Annotated in this window: 20 protein-coding genes; 11 read left to right on the top strand and 9 right to left on the bottom strand. The window is 66.2% G+C overall.

Annotated elements, in window-relative coordinates; genetic code table 11:
* Positions 1-36: 36 nt before the first annotated feature.
* The 4 genes from CVV68_RS16585 to nirD all read right to left on the bottom strand — a co-directional run bounded on the left by CVV68_RS16585 (position 37) and on the right by nirD (position 1829).
* Positions 37-543 (bottom strand): HipA N-terminal domain-containing protein, encoded by a 507-nt coding sequence (locus CVV68_RS16585; RefSeq protein WP_170133215.1) that lies wholly within the window; start codon positions 541-543, stop codon positions 37-39.
* A gap of 33 nt (positions 544-576) precedes the next feature.
* The gene (locus CVV68_RS16580; RefSeq protein WP_146238936.1) at positions 577-786 is read right to left on the bottom strand and encodes a helix-turn-helix domain-containing protein; all 210 of its coding nucleotides are present in this window, start codon (positions 784-786) and stop codon (positions 577-579) included.
* A gap of 277 nt (positions 787-1063) precedes the next feature.
* On the bottom strand, positions 1064-1279 hold the full coding sequence (locus CVV68_RS16575; protein WP_110502154.1) for a hypervirulence associated TUDOR domain-containing protein: 216 nt from the start codon (positions 1277-1279) through the stop codon (positions 1064-1066).
* A 118-nt stretch (positions 1280-1397) separates the two neighbouring features.
* The gene (gene nirD, locus CVV68_RS16570) at positions 1398-1829 is read right to left on the bottom strand and encodes a nitrite reductase small subunit NirD (RefSeq protein ID WP_245933596.1); all 432 of its coding nucleotides are present in this window, start codon (positions 1827-1829) and stop codon (positions 1398-1400) included.
* A gap of 333 nt (positions 1830-2162) precedes the next feature.
* Here nirD and nirB point away from each other — a divergent pair, with 333 nt between their 5' ends.
* The 3 genes from nirB (at position 2163) to CVV68_RS16555 (ending at position 7014) form a co-directional block, all read left to right on the top strand.
* Positions 2163-4889: a nitrite reductase large subunit NirB gene (nirB, locus tag CVV68_RS16565; protein ID WP_110502116.1), complete on the top strand. Its 2727-nt coding sequence runs from the start codon at positions 2163-2165 to the stop codon at positions 4887-4889.
* A gap of 140 nt (positions 4890-5029) precedes the next feature.
* On the top strand, positions 5030-5827 hold the full coding sequence (gene cobA / locus CVV68_RS16560) for a uroporphyrinogen-III C-methyltransferase (protein WP_110502115.1): 798 nt from the start codon (positions 5030-5032) through the stop codon (positions 5825-5827).
* Positions 5828-5835: 8 nt separating this feature from the next.
* On the top strand, positions 5836-7014 hold the full coding sequence (locus CVV68_RS16555) for a uroporphyrinogen-III synthase (protein ID WP_110502114.1): 1179 nt from the start codon (positions 5836-5838) through the stop codon (positions 7012-7014).
* Here the strand turns inward: CVV68_RS16555 and CVV68_RS24645 are convergent.
* On the bottom strand, positions 6996-7121 hold the full coding sequence (locus CVV68_RS24645) for a hypothetical protein (protein ID WP_281268296.1): 126 nt from the start codon (positions 7119-7121) through the stop codon (positions 6996-6998). The genes CVV68_RS16555 and CVV68_RS24645 overlap by 19 nt on opposite strands.
* Positions 7122-7288: 167 nt before the next feature.
* Here CVV68_RS24645 and deoC point away from each other — a divergent pair, with 167 nt between their 5' ends.
* Complete coding sequence (deoC, locus tag CVV68_RS16550) at positions 7289-7996, top strand: deoxyribose-phosphate aldolase (RefSeq protein ID WP_110502113.1); 708 nt, start codon at positions 7289-7291, stop codon at positions 7994-7996.
* Between the two features lie 82 nt (positions 7997-8078).
* The gene (locus tag CVV68_RS16545) at positions 8079-8306 is read left to right on the top strand and encodes a hypothetical protein (protein WP_110502112.1); all 228 of its coding nucleotides are present in this window, start codon (positions 8079-8081) and stop codon (positions 8304-8306) included.
* A 213-nt stretch (positions 8307-8519) separates the two neighbouring features.
* Here the strand turns inward: CVV68_RS16545 and CVV68_RS16540 are convergent, their stop codons facing one another.
* On the bottom strand, positions 8520-9068 hold the full coding sequence (locus CVV68_RS16540) for an acyl-CoA thioesterase (protein ID WP_110502111.1): 549 nt from the start codon (positions 9066-9068) through the stop codon (positions 8520-8522).
* A 651-nt stretch (positions 9069-9719) separates the two neighbouring features.
* Entirely contained in the window at positions 9720-13370 is a 3651-nt protein-coding gene (gene mfd / locus CVV68_RS16535; RefSeq protein ID WP_110502110.1) for a transcription-repair coupling factor, read from the bottom strand.
* Positions 13371-13540: 170 nt separating this feature from the next.
* Here mfd and CVV68_RS16530 point away from each other — a divergent pair, with 170 nt between their 5' ends.
* Positions 13541-14041 (top strand): DUF2505 domain-containing protein, encoded by a 501-nt coding sequence (locus CVV68_RS16530; protein ID WP_110502109.1) that lies wholly within the window; start codon positions 13541-13543, stop codon positions 14039-14041.
* Positions 14042-14137: 96 nt separating this feature from the next.
* Here the strand turns inward: CVV68_RS16530 and CVV68_RS16525 are convergent, their stop codons facing one another.
* Positions 14138-15763 (bottom strand): chitinase, encoded by a 1626-nt coding sequence (locus CVV68_RS16525; RefSeq protein WP_110502108.1) that lies wholly within the window; start codon positions 15761-15763, stop codon positions 14138-14140.
* Positions 15764-16363: 600 nt separating this feature from the next.
* On the opposite strand from CVV68_RS16525, the gene CVV68_RS16520 reads away from it, so the two are divergent.
* The 4 genes from CVV68_RS16520 to CVV68_RS16505 all read left to right on the top strand — a co-directional run bounded on the left by CVV68_RS16520 (position 16364) and on the right by CVV68_RS16505 (position 20870).
* Positions 16364-18391 (top strand): glycosyltransferase family 2 protein, encoded by a 2028-nt coding sequence (locus CVV68_RS16520; RefSeq protein WP_245933602.1) that lies wholly within the window; start codon positions 16364-16366, stop codon positions 18389-18391.
* Positions 18388-18825: a DUF7793 family protein gene (locus CVV68_RS16515; RefSeq protein WP_110502106.1), complete on the top strand. Its 438-nt coding sequence runs from the start codon at positions 18388-18390 to the stop codon at positions 18823-18825. Before CVV68_RS16520 ends, CVV68_RS16515 begins: the two co-directional genes overlap by 4 nt.
* On the top strand, positions 18815-20383 hold the full coding sequence (locus tag CVV68_RS16510) for a putative bifunctional diguanylate cyclase/phosphodiesterase (RefSeq protein ID WP_110502105.1): 1569 nt from the start codon (positions 18815-18817) through the stop codon (positions 20381-20383). Before CVV68_RS16515 ends, CVV68_RS16510 begins: the two co-directional genes overlap by 11 nt.
* Before the next feature lie 115 nt (positions 20384-20498).
* A complete protein-coding gene (locus CVV68_RS16505; RefSeq protein WP_110502104.1) occupies positions 20499-20870 on the top strand; it encodes an Hpt domain-containing protein in 372 nt (123 codons plus the stop codon).
* 25 nt (positions 20871-20895) lie between these two features.
* Here the strand turns inward: CVV68_RS16505 and CVV68_RS16500 are convergent, their stop codons facing one another.
* Positions 20896-21279, bottom strand: coding sequence for a response regulator transcription factor (locus tag CVV68_RS16500; protein ID WP_110502103.1), 384 nt, complete (start codon positions 21277-21279; stop codon positions 20896-20898).
* Between the two features lie 222 nt (positions 21280-21501).
* Between CVV68_RS16500 and CVV68_RS16495 the strand changes: the two genes are divergently transcribed.
* Positions 21502-23274: a sensor histidine kinase gene (locus tag CVV68_RS16495; protein ID WP_110502102.1), complete on the top strand. Its 1773-nt coding sequence runs from the start codon at positions 21502-21504 to the stop codon at positions 23272-23274.
* Positions 23275-23479 lie beyond the last annotated feature (205 nt).

Here is a 23479-nt window from a genome sequence, read left to right as displayed (position 1 = left end):
CGAAAGACCATAGGCCTCCCTCTCGGCTGACTGCTCTTATTCCCTCGGCACCGGCTTGAGAATGTGGGTGGAAGCCGCACTGCCTGTGGCCATGCACCACTTTCCGTTGATGCGTGCCAAAGTGGTTTTTGGCTGGTAGCCGGCCAGCGACCCGCCGCCTCCCACGGACCCCATCACGTATTCGTACGTCCTATCCAGCCGCGCGAGGATCTCGCCGTCACTGACGGGTGCATAGCCGCCGTGACTCGCGTTTACCAAGTGCCCCACCTGGACGGCTCCGGCGACGTCAAGGCCGGCGAATTCGATCAGGGCATACACGTCATCAGTGGCTGCGCCGGCCTGTTTTGCCAGGTTGTGCAGTCCCCGGCCTTCAGGAAGGAGCCCACCGAAAAAGTTGGTTGCTGCCTCCACACTGGACGGACGGGAGGCAAGGGGAAGGCTGCGGGAGAGGACGGGTGAGCCAACGGGCGAACCTGGCGCTGCCCTGTTCTGACGAATGGAAGCGAACCCCCGCAGGACTGATGCGTTCCAGATGACCGACAACGGTGCCGTATAGATGGACCGGCAGCAGCGCGCTCACTCCTGAACTTCCCGGTAGATGAGCTCCACACCCAGCTGGTCGAGGACTGAGAGCAGTTTCGCGTTCAGGACCTTGGGTTTCCCAGTCTCCAGCTCCGAAAGATAGCGCTGGCTGACCCCAAGCCGGGTGGCCAGTTCAGCCTGGGTGAGCTGATGCCGCGTGCGGACACCATGAACCATCAGCCCCAGGTCCTGCGTAGTCCTCATGACGCCTTGCACAACTGCTCCTTATTACGTCCCGGTAATAATTCCCATCCTATCCGGAAAAAGTAATAATGGTCCACTAATTACGAGTTCGTAATCAAATTAGGCGCTGCAGTCCTCACAGCCGACCGAGGTCCGCGACGGGCCAGTATGCTCATTAACGGGCCTCAGGACAGCAACGAAGCAACTTTCCTTCGAATTTTGGCTCAACTTTTGGCTCAACGGAGCCCATGCAGCGGCGCTTGCCTCGAATGGACCCGGTGGCGGCGCCGGATTTCCATCATCCCTTGATTTTCGTCAGGGCGCTGCCCTTGTGCATGGCCACGTGGTCCGTTTTGCTGCTCTTGATCTCGTACTGCGGATCCTCGGGCGTACACCGTCGGGTGTGGCCCTTGTAGTCGACGTCCCCGGTGTGGACCTTGGTGATGGTCCCCTGGACATGCCCGGCCTCGGAATTCCATGTGACGTGGTCGCCCACCGCAAATTTATGTGCCATGGATGCGATTCTGCCCGTTCGCGGCAGCCCGGGCAAGTGCAGCCGGGCCTCCGCCCACTGGACACTAGTGGCTGAAATGGGTGCCGAAAACAGCCACAAGTGCCCAGTCACCTCGCCCTTACAGCGCCACCTCGACGGCACCGTCCACCACACGCACCTGGTACGTGCCCAAATGCAGTTCGGGGTTCCCGAAACACTCGCCCGTGGCCAAGCTGTAGACCTCCTTGTGGAGGGGTGAGGCGATGGTGTGGGTGTTCCCCCTCGAGCCGACAATGCCGCGTGCCATGACATTGGCACGGGTGGCGGGATCCGCGTGGGAGACGGCAAAGACACTGCGCTCCCCCACCCGGAAAAGCGCCACCTGGCGGCCGCCGACAAGGGCCGCCTCACCCCAGGAATCGTCCAGTTCGGCGACCCGGCAGACCCGGTGCCATGTGGCACCGCCGTGCGGGGCGGGGACCCCGTGCGGGAGCGGAGTCCCATGCAGGGCCGGTGCGAATCGGGCAGCGTCGCGGTGCGGTGCAGACTGCGTTTCCATGAGGGTATCCATGCCGCTTCTTCCTTAATCTACGGGGTACGTGTGCGGGGTATATACCGGGTTCGATCCGATGGGAAAAACACTATTGGCGGCGTGTTTCCCGCACCCTCCCCGAAGATGACAAGCACGTAAACCTTCCCTCACCGGCCGGCCCCTGCCGTCCGTTAGGTGAAAGTTAACGCGAGGAAACATATCCGAAACGGCGGGGCAACGCCGGCTCCCTAGTCTTGAACCACACCTTGGCCGCAGCACCCAGCACCGGACGCACCCAGCAACCGCAGCAGCACCAGACCGCACTCCGCACCAGCACCAGCACCGGGCCAACCCAAGCGAAAGGCGCCAGCCATGAATCAGGGAACAACCGAGGAAGCAGCGCCGGCCCGCCAGGTCGTGGTGGTGGGCGGTGGTCCAGCCGCCCACCGCTTCGCCGAGGCCATGCACGCCCGCGGAATGAACGGCTGGAACGTCACGGTCCTCGCTGAGGAGGCCCACACTCCCTACGACCGTGTGGACCTGGGCAAGGCCCTGACCGAGACGGAAACCGATCTTTCCCTCGGCGACTCCGCGCTCTGGGACCACCCCGCCATCACACTGGCCACCGGCGCCCGCGCCGTCACCATCGACCCCGCCGCCCGGACGGTCACCACAAGGTCGAGGGACGGCGTGGAAGCCAGCCACCGCTACGACGAGCTGGTCCTGGCCACCGGCTCCGACGCGGCCAGGCCGGCCATCCCCGGCGCCGAACACACCCACGTCTACCGCACCCTTGACGACGTCTGGGCCCTGAACCGCGAGGCGGCCCGCCTGCAACAAGTGCTGGGCCGCCAGGTCAGGGCCGCAGTGCTGGGCGGCGGCCTGCTCGGCCTGGAAGCGGCGGCCGGGCTCATGAAACTCGGCGCGGACGCCACCGTCATCAACGGCGGCGGCTGGCTCATGAACGCGCAGCTGGATGAGGGCGCCGGCCAGGCGCTGGGCCGCCTGGTCGCCGCCAAGGGAATCTCCGCCGCCACCGGCGCCTACCCCTCCGCCATTGAAACGCACGACGCCGGCCAGGTCACCGGGGTGGTCCTGGCCGGTGGCGCCGTGGTCGCCGCCGACCTGGTGGTGGCCGCCATCGGCGTGCGGCCCCGCGACGAGCTGGCCAGGGACGCGGACGGCAACGCCGCCCACGGCCTGACGCTGGGACCTCGCGGCGGCGTCCAAATCACTGAAGGCTGCGCCACCGCCGTTCCCGGCATCTGGGCCATCGGCGAGGTGGCCAACTTTGACGGCATGTGCCTGGGCCTGGTGGCGCCGGCCAACACCATGGCGGAAATTGTGGCCGACCGCCTGCACGGAGGGACCGCCACGTTCCCCGGGTTCGACACGGCCACCAAGCTCAAGCTCTCCGGGGTGGACGTGGCCAGCTTTGGCGACGCCTTTGCCCGCACGGAGGACAGCCTGGAGGTGGTCTATGCCGATCCCGCCCGCGGCATTTACCAAAAGATCGTCACCAGCGCCGACGCCAAAACCCTGCTGGGCGGCATTTTTGTCGGCGACGCCACCCCGTACACCAGCCTGCGCCCGTTGCTGGGCCGGGAACTGCCGGCCGGGCCCGGCGCGTTCCTGTCGGCAGCAGGCGGAGGGGACGCACCCGCCGTCGAACTTCCCGACGACGCCATCCTGTGCTCGTGCAACAACGTCTCCGCCGGCAGCATCCGCGACGCCGTCAACGGCTGCGGCAGCTGCGAGGGCGCCGACCCCGTCCGGGACCTGCCGGACCTTTCGGCGTGCACCCGGGCCGGCACCCAGTGCGGTTCCTGCGTGCCCCTGCTGAAGAAGCTCATGGAGGGCGAGCTGGCCAAGTCTGGCATCGCCGTGTCAAAGGCGTTGTGCGAACACTTCGGGATGTCCCGCGCGGAGCTCTTTGAGGCCGTCAGCGCCCTGGAACTGACCAGTTTTCCGGACATCCTGGCCCGCTTTGGCGTCGATGAAACCGCCCGGGCCGGGCACGGCTGCGACATCTGCAAGCCCACCGTGGCCTCCATTCTGGCCAGCCAGCACAGCGAATACGTGCTCGACGCTGGCCGGGGCACCCTCCAGGACACCAACGACCGCGCCCTGGCCAACATGCAAAAGGATGGCAGCTACTCGGTGGTTCCGCGCATCCCCGGCGGGGAGATCACCCCCGCCAAGCTGGCCGTGATTGCCGCGGTGGCCCAGGAGTTCGGCCTGTACACCAAGATCACCGGCGGGCAGCGCATCGACCTTTTCGGCGCCCGCCTTGAGCAGCTGCCGGCGATCTGGAAGATCCTCATCGACGCCGGCATGGAGTCCGGCCAGGCCTACGGGAAATCCCTGCGCACCGTGAAGTCCTGCGTCGGCTCCACCTGGTGCCGCTTTGGCGTGCAGGACTCGGTGGCCATGGCCATCCAACTGGAACTGCGGTACCGCGGCCTGCGCAGCCCGCACAAAATCAAGCTCGGTGTCTCCGGCTGCGCCCGGGAATGCGCCGAGGCACGCGGCAAGGACGTAGGCGTCATCGCCACCGCCGACGGCTGGAACCTGTACGTGGGCGGCAACGGCGGCGCCACCCCGGCCCACGCGCAGCTGCTCGCCAAGGACCTCGACGACGCCACGCTCATCAGCTACATCGACCGCTACCTGATGTACTACATCCGCACCGCCGACCGCCTGCAGCGCACGGCCCGCTGGCAGGAGGAGCTCGACGGCGGCCTGGCGCACGTGGCGGACGTGGTGGTCAACGACTCGCTGGGCATCGCGGCGGACCTGGAAGCCGCCATGGCCCTGCATGTGGAGCACTACGAGGACGAATGGGCCGCCACCCTGGCCGATCCCGAACGGCTACGGCGCTTCCGCTCCTTCGTCAACGCCCCGGAGGCGGCCGATGACTCGATCGAGTTTGTGCCAGAACGCGGGCAGATCCGCCCGGCCACGGAGGCCGAGAAGGCAGCGGCGATGGAGGCAGCTGCCGGTGAGGCGGGGGTTGGGAACGCTGCGGCCGGATCGCGGGGCCCGGTGCTGGTGGCCACCCACATCCCCGTCCGCGGCGCAGATCCCCACCGGAACTAGGCGCCATCCCCGTTCCCCGCACCCCAGTCCCCCATCCGCTGAATCGATATCGCAGATCTCGGGCAGCCTCCACCGGTCCGGCTGGCGCCCACTTTTCACATTTTCCCGCCAGTACCCAAACCAGCAAAGACAGGCACACCATGTTGACCCGCACCCGCACCCCGAAGACCGGCCGGATCACGCTCGTGGGCGGCGGCCCCGGCCCCGCCGACCTGCTCACCCTGAGGGCCGCCAGGGCACTCGCCGCGGCGGACCTGGTCTATTTTGACCGGCTCGGTCCCACCCGCGACCTGGCGGAGTTGGCGCCGCACGCCTCCTTCGTTGACGTGGGAAAGACTCCGGGGCGTCACTTGGTGCCGCAGGATGACATCCAGCGGCGGATGGTCGAGGCGGCCCGCACCGGGCTGCACGTGGTCAGGCTCAAGGGCGGGGACCCGTTTGTTTTTGGCCGCGGAGGGGAGGAAGTGGCGGCAGCCGTCGCGGCCGGCATCCCGGTCACGGTGGTCCCGGGCATCTCCAGTGCCGTGGCCGTCCCCGGTGCCGCCGGCATCCCGGTGACGCACCGCAACGTGAGCCACCTGTTCACGGTGGTGTCCGGCCACGCACCCCTGGAGCCGCACGAATACCGGCACCTGGCCGGCCTGGGCGGGACCATTGTGGTGCTCATGGGCATCGGCACCCTGCCCCAGCTCGTGGCCGGGCTGCGCCTGGCGGGACTGGCCAATGTTACGCCGGTGGCCGTCGTCGAACGCGGTTTCAGTCACACACAGCGCACCACCACTGCCACGCTCGGTAGCATTGTCAACGCGGCCTCCAAGTGCCGCAACCCCGCGGTCATCGTCATTGGGGACGTGGTGGCCCTGGCGGGCGGCGCCGAGCTGCCGGTGGCCGATTTCCTTTCCGGCCGTCTTCCCCACACCGCACGCCAGCCAGCTTGAAGGAGCCCATGAGCGAATCGCCAGAGCACGCCCAGTCCCGGCCGTTGCAGGGATTCCGGATCGGGGTGACCGCGCACCGGCGTGCCGGGGACCTCATCGATGCCTTGGAACGGCGCGGCGCCCGGGTGCTCCACGCACCCGCACTGAAGATTGCCCCGGTGGAAAGCGACGAGGTCCTGCTCGCCGAAATCGCCGCGGTCATTGCGGCGGCGCCGGACGTTGTCATGGTGACCACGGCCTACGGGATGCGGCGCTGGTGCGAGGCCGCGGACGCCGCAGGGCTCGGTGAGGAACTCCTGGCGGTCCTGGGCCGGGCGGATATTTATGTGCGCGGGCCCAAGGCGCGCGGCGCCGTGCGGGCCGCCGGGCTGGACGATGCCGGCATCAGCTCCGACGAGACCACGGCCGCCCTGACCGGGCTGGTCATTGACACCGGCATAGCGGGCAAGGTAGTGGCCGTGCAGGTCCACGGCTACACGGACGTCGCTGCGCTCGCGCGGCTGCGCGCCGCGGGTGCCCAGGTACTGACGGTCACCCCGTACCGCTGGGTCAATGCCGAGGACGGGGACCGCCTGTCCCAGCTGATCGACGCCGTGGCCAACCGGGAGCTGGACGTCCTCACCTTCACCAGCGCGCCCGCCGTCGACGCCGTCCTGAGCGCCGCCGCCCAGACGGGCCGGGCAGGGGCGTTCCTCGCCGCCCTGCGCGGCGGTGCGGAAGGCATCCTGCACGGGGGCCCGGGCGGCACCCCGTGCACCGGCGGGACAGCCGCTGTGGCCAGTGCCGCCGTCGGGCCCGTCACGGCTGCGCCGCTGCTGGCCGCGGGCATCACGCCCCTGGTACCGGAGCGGTTCCGCATGGGCGCGCTGATCCGGCTGGTCTGCGAGCATCTGGAGGCGGCCGGCGCACTGCGCATGGAAAGTTCGGGTCAGCTGCTGGAAGTGCGCGGGCAGGCGCTGCTCATCAACAAGGTTCCGGTGCCGCTGGCCCCGGCGCCGCTGCAGCTCCTCAAGGCACTCATCAGCGCCGGCGGGTCCGTGCGTTCGCAGGGCGAACTGGCCGCCGAGCTGGGCGTGGGCGAGGCGGAGCATGCACTGCACATGACCATGAGCCGGCTGCGGGCCTCGCTGCCGGACCCGGGCGTCGTGGAGACAGTGGTTAAGCGCGGCTACCGGATCCGGCGGTAGCCCGTCCCGGCGAGTGTGACGGGCTCGCCCGCGGGCCCGGCCAGCACCCGGGGCCCCTTCCACATGGCCCGGCCACGGCCACCTTCGCGCTGGGAACGGGCGCGCATGTGAAGTCGCTCCTGGCCGTGGGGCTCAAGCGCCTGGTCCTGGTTGCCGCAGCCACCGTCTGGGTGGCCTGCCTCGCACTGGCGGGCATGCTGATGTTCCCCTGGCGCTTGTGACACCATTAGCTAACGCACGCTCCACACTGGAACCACACAGGAAGGCCACTCCAATGACGCCGAACGCCACATCCACACCCCAGGATGCCGACTCCGGGCTTGCCGGCTACATCGACCACACGCTTCTCAAGCCCGAAGCCTCCGAGGCCGACGTCCTGCGCCTGTGCAAGGAGGCTGCCGAACATCACTTCAAGTCCGTCTGCGTAAATCCCGTGTGGGTGAAGACCGCCAACCGGGCGCTGCTGGGCACCGGCGTGCTGACCTGCGCCGTCATCGGCTTCCCGCTCGGCGCCAACAACACCGACGTCAAGGTCTTTGAGGCCCGCGGCGCCACGATGGACGGTGCCGACGAGGTGGACATGGTGATCAACATCGCCGCCGCCCGCGCCCTGGACAAGGATGCGCTGGTTTCGGACATCTCCGCCGTCGCCGAGGTGGTTCACGGCGAGGACTCCCTCCTGAAGGTCATCATTGAAACGTCCCTGCTCAGCGACGCTGAAAAGGTCCTGGCCTGCCAGGCGGCCGTGGAGGCCGGTGCCGACTACGTCAAGACCTCCACCGGCTTCAACGGCGGCGGTGCCACGGCGGCCGACGTTGCCCTGATGCGCCAGACGGTGGGCCCCGACATTGGCGTGAAGGCCTCCGGCGGTGTCCGCACCTTGGAAAAGGCCCGGGAGATGATCGCCGCCGGGGCCACCCGCATCGGCACCAGCTCCGGCATTGCCATTGTCACCGGCGCCGCAGGCACGGAAGCATACTAAAACGTACTAAGATCGTGGGTAGATCAGAGCGCCGGAGCACCGGTGCAGCCACCCAGATCCCCGTTTGGGGTTAGGAGGACCCGTGTCCAGCAATGCCAAGTTCCGTTCCGAGAACAATCTGGTGCAGTCCATCATCTTGTTTGTGATTTTCTTTGGCCTGTTCCTGGGCGGCATTTTTGCCATGTCCTTCTGGAGCCTGGAAAGCCCCGAGCACGCCTTCATCCCGGGCGGCATCGCCTTCCTGTGCGTGTTCCTGTCCCTGGCGATCCCGATGACGTGGATCGGCCGCTCCAACTCCGCCGGAGAGTAGCCGCAAGGAACTAGCCCGCCATAGTGGCTGGAAATCCGCGATTTAGCGGTGTTTTTCAGCCACAATTGCGGGCTTGTTTCCGTTTAACGCCCATGCGCCGGACCCACGCCGGGTATGGCGCCAGTGGACAAGCTGTGCCAAACCCGGATCCAGTCCAGCGCATGGAAAAAGCGCATGACGCTGATCGGGCCACTTTTCCATGAACGACGCCGGTTACCTCCCCCAGAGGTGCGGTGCGGGACGCCGCGCTCCGGGAAGGCCGTTGTTTTCACGCCATGCGTGGATCCAGTCAGGGAGCACCAGATCCGCCGGCGGTGCCCCGAACTCCTCGATGATGCGTTCGATGCTGACAGGTCCGTCGGCTGAGAGCAGGCGCGTGGCAATGTACGCCCGGGCATGGATTTCACCGTCGGCCACCATTCGCTGTTCAAAGTAGATGGCTTTCGCGTCCAATCCGATGATCCGGGACTCAATGGTGAAGCGCTGCCACAGCTTCACGGACTTCCTAAACGCTATGGTCTCGGCGCTGACCACCGGGTTCCACTTCAGTTCCTGCATGCGCGCCCAGATGCCGCTGCGCTTCATCAGGTCGAAGCGGCCCAGGTCCATGAGCGAAAAATACATGCCGTTGTTGATGTGCAGGGCCACGTCGATGTCGGTGGGCCAGGCACGTGTGTGCCAGGAGGAGACGTCCCACATGGAGAGCCGGCCGCGGCGCCCCGAGAGAAACAGGTGGAAGAGGGTTCGAATCAGCAGGTGCATGTCCCTATGTTACCCGTGAGTAATATCATTTCGCTCGTTGCGGTTCGAGACCATGACATCCACCGGCGCGCTGAGCCGTCGTCGCCTCGAAGCGGGCGCAGCACCGGGGCACCGGTCGCAGCACCGGCGCCCACAGCTGTCCTCCCGGGCGCCGGAGCCGGGCAATGCGGATGGGCAAGTGCGGATCATGGGCTGTTTTCCGGCTCCGGGGGCTGCCACCGTGCCCGGGACGGGTCCAAACGCCCAAGGGCATGGCCAGCGCCTCGCCGCAGGGGCCGTTCGAACCGTTCAAAAGACAGCACATGCGGGTGCTGCCCCCGGCTGCCCATTGAAAAGACAGCACATGCGGGTCATGGGGCCTGTGACCCGCAGGTACTGTCTTTTCAATCCACAGATGCGCCCAACACCCGCAGGTGCTGTCTTTTCAATCCCTCCAGCCGTCCCCTGCCGGAATTTTCAACTTGCGCCTGTCATTCCGGAACCCTGCGCAGCGTCGGAAGTGGCGCACCGTTGCATGCCACGCGTGCGCGGGCTGCCGAAATGGGCCGGGCCCGGCGATAGCCCGCCGGCGGCGTGCCATGCTGACGACGGCGGGTGAAATTTCATACGCCCCCGCCAGCCTGGCACGCCGTCGGCGCCTAGCCGCTACAGCTACGCCGACGCAGGAGCCGGCTCGAAGAGCGCCTCCAGCACGCCCGCGGCCCACGTGAGCACCTCGGCGTCGGCCAGGTCGCGGCCGCCGATCCGCGCCGTCTTCGGTTTGGGGATCAGGACGGCAGAAAGGGCAGGCTTCACCATGGCGCCCGGGTACATGCGGTTCAGGCGCATGACCTTGGACTCGGGCAGGTCCGCCGGGGCGAACTTGATGAAGTTGCCCTGCAGCGCGACGTCGGACAGCCCGGCGGCGCGGGCCTGGACCTTGAACCGCGCCACGGCAATGAGGTTCGCGGCGGCCGGCGGCAGCTCGCCGTAGCGGTCCACCAGCTCGGCCACGACGTCCTCGATCTCCGCCAGCGTCACGGCGGCGGCCAGCTTCCGGTAGGCCTCCAGGCGCAGCCGCTCCCCCGGCACGTAGTCGTGCGGCAGGTGCGCGTTGACGGGCAGCTCAATCTTCATCTCGGCGGCGCGCTCCTCGCCGTCGCCACGGTATTCGGCCACGGCCTCACCCACCAGGCGGATGTACAGGTCGAAGCCCACGCCCTGAATGTGGCCGGACTGCTCGCCGCCCAGCAGGTTGCCGGCACCGCGGATCTCCAGGTCCTTCATGGCCAGTGCCATGCCGGCGCCGAGCTCGTTGTGGGCGGCCACGGCCTTGAGCCGTTCCAGCGCCACCTCGCCCAGCGGCTTGTCCGCCGGGTACAGGAAGTACGCGTAGGCCCGTTCGCGGCCGCGGCCCACCCGCCCGCGCAGCTGGTGAAGCTGGGACAGGCCGTAATTGTTGGCCTGCTCCACGATCAAAGTGTTGGCGTTGGAGATGTCCAGCCCGGTCTCGATGATGGTGGTGCACACCAGCACGTCAAAGCGCTTTTCCCAGAAGTCCACAATGATCTGTTCCAGCCGGGACTCGCTCATCTGCCCGTGGGCAACGGCCACGCGGGCATCCGGCACCAACTGCTGGATGTGCGCGGCCGTCCGGTCAATGGATTTAACCCGGTTGTGCACATAAAACACCTGGCCCTCGCGCATCAGCTCCCGGCGGATGGCGGCGGCCACCTGCTTGTCGGTATACCCGCCCACGTAGGTCAGGACGGGGTGGCGCTCCTCGGGCGGGGTGGCCAGGGTGGAGGTTTCGCGGATGCCCGTCATGGACATCTCCAGCGTGCGCGGGATGGGCGTGGCACTCATGGCCAGCACGTCGACGTTGGTGCGCATCTTCTTCAGCGCCTCCTTGTGCTCCACGCCAAAGCGCTGTTCCTCGTCGACAATCACCAGGCCCAGGTCCTTGAACGCAAAGTCCTTGGAGAGCAGCCGGTGCGTGCCGATGACGACGTCCACGGACCCCGTGCGCACGCCCTCGACGATCTCCTTCGCCTCCTTGCCGGTCTGGAAGCGGGACAGCGGCTGGACGCGGATCGGAAACCCGGAGAAGCGTTCATTGAACGTCTCGTAGTGCTGCTGCGCCAGCAGCGTGGTGGGCACCAGGACCGCCACCTGCTTGCCGTCCTGCACGGCCTTGAACGCGGCCCGCACCGCAATTTCGGTCTTGCCGTAGCCCACGTCGCCGGAGATCAGCCGGTCCATGGGCACTTCCTTTTCCATGTCCGCCTTGACCTCGTTGATGGCCACCAGCTGGTCCGGGGTCTCCACGTACGGGAACGCCTCTTCCAGTTCGGCCTGCCACGGGGTGTCCGGGCCAAAGGCGTGACCGCGGCTTGCCATGCGCGCGGAATACAGCCGGATGAGCTCGCCGGCAATCTCCTTGACCGCCTTGCGCGCCCTGCCCTTGGTCGCCGCCCAGTCCGAGCCGCCCATCTTGGACAGCGCCGGCGCGTCCCCGCCCACATACGCCGTCACCTGGTCCAGCTGGTCGGTGGGCACAAACAGCTTGTCGCCGGGCGCGCCGCGCTTGGACGGCGCGTATTCGAGCACCAGGTATTCGCGCAGCCCCACGGCACCGCCGGCACCGGCCCCCGCCACCTTCCGCTGGATCAGCTCCACAAACCTGCCCACGCCGTGCTGTTCGTGCACCACGTAGTCGCCGGCGTGCAGCTGGAGGGGGTCGACGGCGTTCCGCCGCTTGGAGGGCAACTTCCGCATGTCCCGGGTCGAGACGGCGGACGCGCGCCCGAGCAGGTCCGCCTCCGTCAGCAGCCCCAGCTTCAGGGAGTCAAACACAAAGCCGCGGCCCACATCCGCCGTGGTCACCTCGATGATCCCCGGCACGGGTTCCTTGTCCAGGGATGCCACGCGCGACGCCGGGATGTTGGCTTCGTGGAACAGCTCGGCCAGGCGCTGGGCGGGTCCGGGACCCTCGGTGGCCACCACCACGCGCCACTGGTCCTTCACCCGCGAGCCAATGAACTCCATCATTTCCGCCACGTCGCCGCGGTAGCCGCGCGGTTCCCGGGCCTGGAGGTTGACAACGTCAATGTCCGGCAGCAGTTCCTCGTCCTGGGCCAGGGAGCTGATGGACCACCAGCTCACGCCGTGGGCCAGCGCGGCTTCCCGGGTTTCGGTCAGCGACTTGAACGAAGCGGCGGCGAGGTCGATTCCGCCCGGGACAGCGTTCTGTGAGGCCAAATCCAGGGGTGCTGTGCCGCCGTCGGACGCGGTGGACCAGGCGGCCTCCAGAAATTCCTCGTTGGTGGATTCCAGGTCGTGGGCGCGGGCGCGGACCTTCTCCGGTTCGAGCACCACGGCCACGGAGCCGGCGGGGAACAGCGAGGTCAGGGCCACCATGCCGTCCACCAGCGCCGGCGCCAGGGACTCCATGCCTTCCACGGCAATGCCGCCGGCAATTTTTTCCAGCATCCCGGCCGCGGCCGGCATCGTATCCTTGAGCTTGGCGGCACGGCCCATGACGGTGGGCGTGATGAGAATTTCCCGGCACGGCGGCGCATACAGCCCGGTGGGCTGGGTGATCTCGCCCTTCACCGAAGTCAACGAGCGCTGGTCGGCCACGGAGAACCAACGCATGGCCTCCACCTCGTCGCCAAAGAACTCGATCCGCAGGGGATGGTTTTCGGTGGGCGGGAACACGTCCAGGATGCCGCCGCGGACGGCAAATTCGCCGCGGTGCGTCACCATGTCAACGCGGGCGTAGGCGGCGTCGGCCAGTCGCTTGACGAGGTCGGTGAACGGCACCTCGTCCCCCACCTCCAGGCGCACCGGCACCAGCTCGCCCAGGCCGGCCACAATCGGCTGCACCACCGCCCGGATGGGTGCGACGACAACGCGAAGGTGGTCCCCGGCGTCGTACTCGGGGTGGGCCAGGCGGCGCAGTACGGCCAGGCGCCGGCCCACGGTGTCCGAGCGCGGGGACAGGCGCTCGTGCGGCAGGGTCTCCCAGCTGGGGAACTCGGCCACGGCGCCCTCCGGCAGGAAGGAGCGCAGCGCGGCCACGGTGTCCTCGGCCTCACGGCCCGTGGCGGTGACGGCCAGCACGACGCCGGGCCCGTCGCCAAGTGCCTTGGCTGCGGCCAGTCCGTCCGCCACCTCGGCCAGGAGGACCGGGCGCAGGCCCGAGGGCGCGCTGAACTGGAGGTCGGAGCTGCGCTGTGCATGGTCCGCGGCCGCGTACGCGCGCACCCGGGCAAACAGCGGATCCTGGGCCAGGGCGGTGCGCAGACCATTAAGACTCATGGGCGGATTTTCTCCTTGGAACGGTGCAGGAACGGGTGGGGCAGCAACACGGGAGCAACACGAAAGCCCGGAATTCACAAGTGAACGCCGGGGACGTCTCCAGCTTACTCCCGCAGGGCGCCGCCAAGGTATCCTGAGGGCTGCCCCAACCCCATCCCCTCGGAGGAACCATGGCGCTCACCGCCTCAACCACTTTGTCAGCCACCGCACAGCGTGTCACGGATGTTTTTGCCGACGAGGAGTTCGTCAAGCACGTGAGCTTCACGGTGGGCGGGGAGCTGAAGTCGTTTGAAATCAGCGGCCCCACGACCGGCGCGTTCACCACCAAGACCGTGCGCACGCTGCCCACCACGCGCATGCCCGAGATCGCCCGGAAAGTGGTTGGCGCCACGCTGACCGTCACCCAGGTGGAGCAGTGGAGCGCCCCGGCGGCCGACGGCTCCCGCAGCAACGCCATCAAGCTCACCGTCGCCGGCGCCCCGCTGGACGTCGCGGCCGTGCAGAAACTTACCGCTTCCGGCGAGTCGACGCTCGTGGAGCTCAGCGGAGAGGTGAAGTCGGCCATCCCGTTCCTGGGCGCGAAGATCGCCTCCGCCGCCGAGCCTGTCATCGGCAAGGCCCTGAACCTGCAGGCAACCCTCGCCCAGGAATGGCTGAACGAGCACCCGTAACGGACAGGCCGCAAAAATGCATGGCACCCTGCGGCGGTTCTCGCGCCAGGATGTCATCAGGCCCCCTCGCGAGGGGGCCTGAGTCATGTCCCGGGACTACTTTGCCGCCGGTGTGGCCGTGCGGGGCGGTGTGGCCGTGGCTGAGGCGGCCGGCTTCGCTGATGGCACCGGCTTGCCGGAGAGCAACTGCTGGACCTGGGCGTTGGTGAGCATGGTCCAGGCCGACGCCGGGTCCCCTTGGAGGGCGGCCGCGGGGCTGTCGTCGCGGGTCCACCATTTGGCCTCAAAGACGCGGCCGTCAAACATCACCCGGTCCCCTTGCAGGTACACCGTGGCCTGTGCCCACACAGGATAGGTGCCGGCGGGGACGGTGACCACCGGCGCAGGCTTGTCCCCGGGCAGCACCGGGCCCACCAGCTGCCACGGTGTGGTCCCATCGGTTGCGACGGGGTTATCCGGAACATCGCCCTGGGTCCACCATTTAGCCAGGTACACGTTCCCGTGCCACACGATCTGGTCCCCCGCCACGTAGACGGCCAAGTCGCTCCAGATCGGGTAGGGGCTGGTGGCAGGATTGTCCGCGACCTGCGTAGAGCGCGCTGTTGCTTGCGGTGCCGCCGTGGTGGCCGCTGCCAGCGGCGTCGTCAGCCCCTGTCCAAGTACCTGGGAAAACAGCTGGTCCCCTTGGTCCACGCCGCTGCAGGCATCGGAGACCCGGGCCACATCGGGGTAATTCGGTCCACAGGTGGCATCCCGGTTCAGGGACCACATGGAGATCCGGCCAACACCCTTGGAGACGGCGAAGGAGTGCAAACCGTTGGCGTCCTGGAGCGTAAAGATTTCCCCTGCCACATCGTTTTGGCCCACCATGGGCGTCAGGCCAATCTTCCGCCAAAGAGTATCGGAGCCAAGGGTCTGCCCCTGTGCCTTGTAGAGCTTGGCCAGCTGGTCATGTGTGGCGTTCGCTGCGTCAATGGACGCCGCCAGCATCGTGGTCCCGGCCGGCTTGCTTCCGCCAAAATCCATGGTCATGGCGTTAACTCCGGCAATGTCCACCCTGGCCGCGAGCATGGCGGTCACGGCGGCCTGCCCTTCTGCGGTGAGGCCGGTGGGGGCAACCGGGAGCGTCAGCCATACGGACAGCGGTTTCTTCGCTTTGAGCCGTTCGGCCTGAACCGCGGCAATGGCAGTGGCCCGCCGTGCCATCGCGGCCGTGTCGCTCAGTCCAGCCCCCTCAAGGTCCAGGTCAACGGTTGAAAGGCTGTAGCGGTCCACCACGGAGGCGTACGCGTCGCGTAGTTGATCGGGGTCGGTGCATCCCGTGGCAAGTTCGTCATTGGCCTGGCCACCAAAAGAGACCGCAACGGTACCCCCCTGCTGCACCAGGCGGGCCATCCTCCGGTCCAAGTCCAAATCAGATCCTGCTTGCGTCATCGAGTAGGCGGTGCCCCAGCTCGGCTCGCAGGGTTTGTTCTTGGCTGAGACGATGAAGGAAAGGACCACCGACTTGGCGGCCTTGGATACAGGCGCTTCAAAGGCATAGGTGGGGGTGGCGGTGACATCAACATAACCGGCAAATATCGCCGGATCGTTCGACGCGGCTTGAGCGTCGTTGTAACGCCCCAACCCCACATAGGCCCCTCCTGCCAGCAGTGCCACCACGGCAATCACGACGGTAAGGCGGAACAGGGAAAGCTTCCGGCCCGGAAAGCGTTGAGACACTACATAACCCCGATCAATGTTTTGTTGCTGAAGAGAGACCTGCGGTGAAGAGCGGCGCGGGCGGCGACCTTATTGCCCGCCGAAGTCAAAGCCGCGAACTGCCGACGTCATGGACAGGGCCACCGCCGCCAACAAAATCGCCAGCTTGCATTATCATAAGTGTACTTACCAGTTTCCGGTCACTTGGTCTCCTTCAATTTCCCGGGCATGGTTTTTTCTGGTGCGAGCTTGATCGCACCCATAATGTGGCACGGGGGATGGATGTCTGAGGTACTCGTTGCGGCGGCAGAAAATGACGGCTTGCCGCCCGGGACACCCACGTCGGCCGACGTCCGTCCTGGTGGAGCCAAGCAGGGGCCACGGCGTCAATGGGGCGCTGAAAAGCGCTCAGAGCCGCTCTCGATCGTTCATCCCGTGCCATCGGGGCGAAAAATCACCCTGGGCCGCCTGGCCATAGTGGTCACCATCGCCGCGTGGCTGCTTTACCTGGTTACCACGGTGCTCAAGCAACTTGCGGACAACCCCAATGTCGGCTTCCGGTTCCAGATGGAAACGTTCTCCTACGTCCTGGTGGTGACGTTCCTCACCTTCTCAGCCTTGATGTACCTCATGGCCCGGCAGGGGGCGCTTTATCGCTTCCGGGACCACAAGCGGGTGCCTCGTGGCGAACTTGACCGACACTTTGCCCAGTACAACGACGGCATTACGGTGCTTGTTCCGTCGTACGCGGAGGAAGTCCAGGTGGTCCGTGCCACCCTGTGGTCCGCGGCCCTGCAGGAATTCCCGCACTTGAAAGTGGTTCTCCTGCTCGATGATCCGCCCACCCCCTCCGATCCGCTGGCGGCAGAACGCCTCGAAGCCACCCGGGCACTGTCGGCAGAGATTTCCCAAGCGCTTTCCGTCCCGTCCGCCCGGGTCAACGCGGCCCTGGCCACATTCCGTGCCCGCACCAGCGGGGCCGGCCCGGTGCCGTCGGTGGAACTTGACGCAGTGATCACCGAATACAATTTCGCCGCTACCTGGCTGGAAACCATGGCCGAGGCCGAAACGGTCTCGGACCACGTGGATGAATTCTTCGTGGACCTCGTCCTGATGGGACTCGCCCGGGAACTGCGGCTGGTCCTGCTGGCGCTGGGCGCGGCCAAGGCCCAGGAAACGGGTCCTGATCACACCCGCGTGGAGCAGTTGTACCTGCGCCTGACCTGGATTTTCAATGTCAAGACCGAATACTTTGAGCGCAAGGCCTTCGCCAGCCTCTCCCACGAGGCCAACAAGGCCATGAACCTCAACGCTTACATCTCCTTGATGGGCGGCCGCTGGCGTCGGGAGGTCACCGACGGAAGCGTGGTGCTGCGCCGCAGGGCAGCGGAGGACGCCGGCGACGCCACGGACCTGGTGGCTCCGGACACCGCATACCTGCTGACGCTCGACGCCGATTCCCTGCTGCTGCGTGATTATTGCCTGCGCCTCGTCTACTTCCTGGAATCAGCCGGCAACGAGCGCGTGGCCGTTGCCCAGACCCCCTATTCCTCCTTCCGCGGTGCCCCCACCCGCATCGAGCGGATCGCCGGGGCGAGCACCGACATCCAGCACATTCTGCACCAGGGAATGACCTACTACGGGGCAACGTTCTGGGTGGGTGCCAACGCTGTGATCCGTAAGCCTGCGCTGGAAGACATCGTTGAAGTGGAAACCGTGGGCGGCTTTGAGGTCCGCACGTACATCCAGGACCGCACCGTCATTGAGGACACCGAGTCCAGTGTGGACCTGGGCACACACGGCTGGACCTTGTCCAATTATCCGGAGCGCCTGAGCTACAGCGCCACTCCGCCGGACTTTGGCTCCTTGGTGGTGCAACGCCGTCGGTGGGCCAACGGCGGTCTGCTGATCCTGCCAAAGTTGTGGACCCAGGTGCGCCGCCGGCGCCAGCTGCGCGAACCCGTGCTGTTCCGCGAGCTGCTCCTGCGCGTCAATTACATGTCCTCGATCGCATGGGCCAGTTTCGGCCTCTTGTTCCTGCTCGCCTACCCCTACGACAGCCGGCTGCTCAGTCCGCTGGTCCTGGTCGCGGCGCTGCCGTACTTCCTGGCCATGGGCAGCGACCTGCGCGACTGTGGTCACCGTTTCAGCGATATCTTCCGCATCTACGGCTTCAACCTGGTCTTGCTGCCGGTCAACCTGGCCGGTGTCCTCAAGTCGCTCCAGCAGGCCTTCACCGGGGACAAGATTCCCTTCGTGCGCACCCCGAAGGTCAAGGACCGCACGGCAGCTCCGGCACTCTATGTGCTGGTTCCCTACCTCATCGTCGCCTTTTCCCTCTTCACCTTGTGGCGGGACGTCATGATCGGCAACTGGGGCAATGCTGCCTTTGCCACGTTCAATGCGATCCTGGCCGCCGTGGCCATCCGGTCCTACATCGGGCTGGGAAATTCCGTGGTTGACCTTGGCTTGGGGGTGGTCAACTGGCTCTACGTCAAGCCGCGGGTCCGCACGGCTCCTGTTCCCGTGGTGGTGGCAAAGACCACCGAAGAAGTCGATTGGCAGGCGCTTCTCTACCACGGTGACCGCAGGCTGAACCGTGACCTGCGCGGTGGAACGGACCGCCGCCGGAGAGTGAACAAGCGATGACCGCCGCGGCGCGGGAGACCGGCAGGCCAGTCCCGGAGTTCCCCGGCGAGAGTGGTGAGCGGCAAACCTGTGAAGGTGGCATCCAGGTATGGCTCGAGGCCCCCGGGGTCATGCGTGTCAAGCTTCCGGAGCTTGCCGAAGTGGCTGGTCGGCACGCTGCAGCAGCCGCGGATTTGGTCCGGACGTTATCGAAGGGGCAGACGTTTCCGCTGCTGTTGGATCTGACCCGGGTCAAGTCCGTTAGCCGGCAGGCCAGGAGCGTCTACGGTCACCCCACGGTGGTATCAGCCTATGCACTTTTAGGTGACGGACCCGTCGACCGGGTTTTAGCCCACTATTTTTTGGGTGACAGCCCCGAAGGACTGCCCGCGAAGTTCTTCGAATCCGAAGCCGATGCCCTTCACTGGTTGGGCACGGTCTGCGATGAGCCGTGACGTTGGGGACCCACGTCTGAGCGAACTCGTGGAGGGCATAGTCCGGATCGCCGGTGGCGAATTGGATACCCGGATCAAGGCCTCCGCGGCCCGCGACGAGCTCGATGCCGTCATCGCCGGCTTCAACCTGATGGCTGAGGAGCTGATGGTTGCCCAAGGCGAGCTGGAATCACGGGTAAAAACACGCACCGCCATGCTGATGGATGCCTACCGCAAAATGGAATTGATGGCCTTGACCGATCCACTGACGCAGCTGCGCAACCGGTCGGCGCTGGAAACAGCCTTGGAGACGTCGCTTGCTGAGACGGAATTTGGCGGTGCCCCGGCGCTGCTGCTGCTCGATCTGGATTCCTTCAAGGGGATCAACGACACCCTCGGGCACAGTGCCGGCGACGCTGTCCTGAAGATCGTGGCAGAAAGGCTGCGTGGTTGTGTACGCAAGGCCGACACCGTCGCCCGGCTCGGCGGCGACGAGTTCGCCGTCGTGCTCCAGGACACCTCCGTGGCCCGAGCGCAACGTGTGGCGCGAAGGATCATCACGGCCCTCGCCCAGCCGGTGACGGTCGATGATAAGGAACTTTCCGTTGGTGCCAGCGTCGGCATCGCCACGCCCAGGCCCGACGACTCGGCCCTTGACTTGATGCTCTACGCCGACACCGCCATGTACTCCGCCAAACGCGACCCCTCAGGCAGCGTGGTGGTCTTCAACCCGGTGATGCTCAGCGTGCGGCAAATGCACAGTGCCTTGGCCGCCGAGCTCCGCCAGGCCATCGAGCGCAACCAACTGCTCCTTCACCATCAGCCCATAGTGGAGCTGGCTACAGGCGCGCTCATTGGCGTTGAAGCGCTCGTGAGGTGGCAACATCCGCTCAGGGGACTGTTGATGCCGGATGAGTTCATTGAGTTGGCCGAGGAGATCGGGGCCATGACCGATCTGACAGCATGGGTGCTGCGCACCGCGCTGGCGCAGGTGCACCAGTGGCGTGAAACCCTTGAACTGGATCCGCGTTTCACCATGCGGGTTAATATTTCTGCAACCCAGCTCCAGCGCCCCGAACTGCTCGACGACGTCCGGCACATTCTGGCAACCGAGGATATCAGCGCCTCGGCCTTGGTCCTGGAGCTTACTGAATCCGCGCTGGTTGCCGGCAATGAATGGGACGCGTATTCCTTCACGGGGCTGCGGCAGCTGGGTGTGGGGCTGGCCGTGGATGACTTCGGCACGGGATATTCTTCCATCAGCTATTTGCGCACCCTGCCCGTTGACGCCGTGAAACTTGATCGGTCCCTGATTGGCAGCCCGGGAGACTCGGCCGCCCAGCGTCCCTTCATCGCCGCCATCTTGCAGCTGGTCAGTGCCTGCAAGCTGACTGCGACGTTCGAAGGCGTTGAAACCCGGGAACAGGCCGCGCTGCTCACCGATTTGGGTTGCGAAAGCGCGCAGGGCTACTATTTCAGCCGCCCCGTCCCCGCGGAGCAGATCAATGCTGATTTGCTGGCGCAGCTGGGGGGCACCCCCTGGCTGGTTTCCGATCCAGTGCTTTCGAGGCAACCGTGATCCATGACAATAAACTGCCGTCCGTGCCCGTTGCGGCAGTAGAATGGTCTGCAGCACGCCAACAATCGCACCACGGCCAGCAATGGTCCGTATCTTCGGAAGGCAGGAGCATCTCATGAACACTTCTTCCCTGCCATTGGTCTCCATGGACTCCCTGCGCGAACTGGAGGAGTCACTGGACGGCCAATCAGTGTTGTGCCGCGGATTTGTCCACCGTTATGTCCAGATGTGGCCGCAACGGCTGTGCCGCATCAAGGTCGCGGTTAATTCGCACCAATGGGACGAGGCCACCGAGGCCGCACTCAGCCTGTTTTCCTCCAGTGCCATGGTGGGAGCCGAGCAGCTGGGCCAGCTAGCCGGAGACCTGGTGGAACTGCTCAAGCAACGGCATTTTGAGGGCGCTTCGGACTACCTTGCCGCACTTGCCCTTTGCGGTGACAGGACCGCCGTCGAGCTCGAGGACTCCTACGTCCAGTCAACCGCCTGACTGGACGGCCGTGCTCCTGCGCCCGTTAGGCATCCTCGGGCACTTCGCGGGCTGCGAGCGCTTCGACGCGGGCACGCAGTTCGTGGGCGCGGAAAGGCTTGGTCAGGTACTCATCCGCTCCGGCTTCCAGGCCGGTGACGGTGTCCATCTCGCCACTGCGGGCCGTGAGCATGATGATGTGGCTCTGGCACAGGGGGCGAATGCGCTCAGTGACCTCGAACCCGTCCATGTCTGGCAATCCCACATCCACGGTGACCAGTGCCGGCCGGTGGAGCCTCACGGCGTCCACACCGGCCATCCCGGTTTCCGCGGCATGAACCTCGTAGCCTGACTGTCCCAGAATGATGGTGAGCAGCTCACGGATGTCCTGATCGTCCTCGATGATGACTGCGGTCCGTGCACTGGTCATTGCGTCCCCGTTTTGCTCTCTTGTGTCGCCCCCCAAGCCACCCCCGGCTTTGGCTGCCGCAGGTGGGCCGGGCCCCGTTCGGAGCCTCTCCACCAGTATGACATCATCAAGGCAACAGCCCCAGTTGTTGCCTGCGCCTATGGAAGAGGCTCGGCGGTATGGCACCGCGGGGACGCCGGCTGCTGCGGGTCCGCGTCGCAACCTTGGATATTGGAGTCCCCCATGACGAACACCACCAGCCAGGCCCGGTTCCGAAGTTATTTCTACCAGGTCCGCTCACTGCGCAGACGCGTCCTGCTCAACCAGCTGCCCATGGCCTTGGCCGTGGGCGTCTGCACGGGGCTTGCCGCGATTTTCTATCCCCAGTCCTTTCACCATCCCTTGTTCGTGACCGGATTGTTGCTGAACGTAGGGCTGGTGGTGGCAGCTGCGGCAATTCCCTGGGACAGGACCCCGAAAGGCACCTTTCTGGTCATCCCCTACCTGGGTTTCCTGGCGGTTGGTGTATTCCGCACTGGTAATGAACAGTTCCTCACCGCCGTCGGCCTGCTCGTTTTTTTCCCGGTGTTTTGGGTGGCTTCCTGCGGGCTGGCCCGGCGCACCGCCATCACCGTCAGTGGCGTGGGATCCCTGCTCATCGTGTGGGTGCCGGTGTTCACCGCGTCCGGGGGCGTCACGGTGGAGCAGCTGGCCAAGCCGTTGCTCTTTCCGTTGATCATGGTGGGGTTTGCGGTCACTGTGGTTTTTGCGACCACCAGCATGGATGCCCAACGCGTGGCTTTGGAGATCAAGGACAGGGAACTACGGGCGGCCTTGAACGCCAGCCAGGCGCGGGAAGGGCTCCTGGAAACAGTGGTGGACACGGTTGCCGTCGGTGTGGTGGTGGTCGATGGCGACGGCAACGACCAGCTGATGAACGCCACCCAAAAGGAGCTCCACGCCCTGGCCGTGCCCCACGATATTGCCGATCCCGCTGAACACGAATTGCTGGTGTTCGGGGTGGACGGCGTCACTCCCCTAAAGGCCCGTGACCGCCCAGTCTTTCGGGCCATCCAGGGTGAAACATTCACCAATTATCAGGTGTGGCTGGGCACCGGGGCCGGTGCCAGGGCGCTTTCCACGGCCGCTCGGCCGCTGAGGGACGCCGCCGGAAACTTTGCTGGCGCGGTGATCGCCTTTCACGACGTCACCGAGATGATTGCGGCACTGGCAGCCAAGGACAATTTCGTCGCGAACGTTTCCCACGAATTTCGCACTCCGCTGACGTCCATCCAGGGCTATCTGGACATGGTGCTGGAGGATCCGCAGCGCCTGCCACCGGACGTCCACAGGTACCTGGCCATTGCCGCACGCAATGTGGACCGCCTGGCCTCGCTGGTCGAGGACCTGCTCGCCACCGATTCTGTCACGATCTCCCGGGCACGGGCAGATGTGGCGCGACTCGTCTCGGAGAGCCTCGCCTCGGCTGCGCCGCTGGCGGGGACGAACAAGGTTGAACTGCGCTCTGAGGTGCAGGCTTCCTTGGACGCGGTCCTCGACGCCGGTCGGATCGGGCAGGTTCTGGACAACCTGGTCTCGAACGCGGTCAAGTACTCCCCCGACGGCGGAACAGTCACGGTACGCGCACGGGCCCGCGGGAAGGAGCTGTGCTTCGAGGTCCAGGACACGGGGCTGGGAATGTCCGGAGAGGAACAGCTGGGCCTGTTCACCAAGTTCTTCCGGGCCAGGTCCGCTGTGCAGCGCTCCATTCCAGGCATCGGTCTGGGATTGATGATTGCCAAGACCATCGTTGCCAAGCACGGCGGCACCCTGACAGTGGAGAGCGAGCGCGGAGTGGGCACGACCGTGGGCTTTGTTTTGCCGGCGTGTGTGGCAGCGGAGGCCATCCCCGCGGCCGCGTTGGGCGGGGCGGCCGGGCTTGACGAGGCGGCCGGGTTTGACGGGGCTGGCGGGCAGGGCGGGCCGGCCGCGTTTGACGGGGCGGCCGGGCTGTAGCTTCAGCTGGTGCGGCCCGGACCTGCGCCCGCGCCCTTGCCCTGACCGGGCCCCACGCCCAGGCCCGCGCCCTGACCGGGCCCGACGCCCAGGCCCACGCCCAGGCCCGCGCCCGCGGTAGAATGGTTGATGGTGCGCCGGGAAGTCTGGTCGGCAATGTCACAGCCGCACCCAAAAGTTCCCCCGGCAACATGGGGACCTTGCA

This window comes from Arthrobacter livingstonensis (assembly GCF_003219815.1).
In the GTDB taxonomy this organism is placed as follows: Bacteria; Actinomycetota; Actinomycetes; order Actinomycetales; family Micrococcaceae; genus Specibacter; species Specibacter livingstonensis.
The sequence above is the reverse complement of the archived record's forward strand: the minus strand, read 5'-3'. Positions and strand labels throughout refer to the sequence as shown.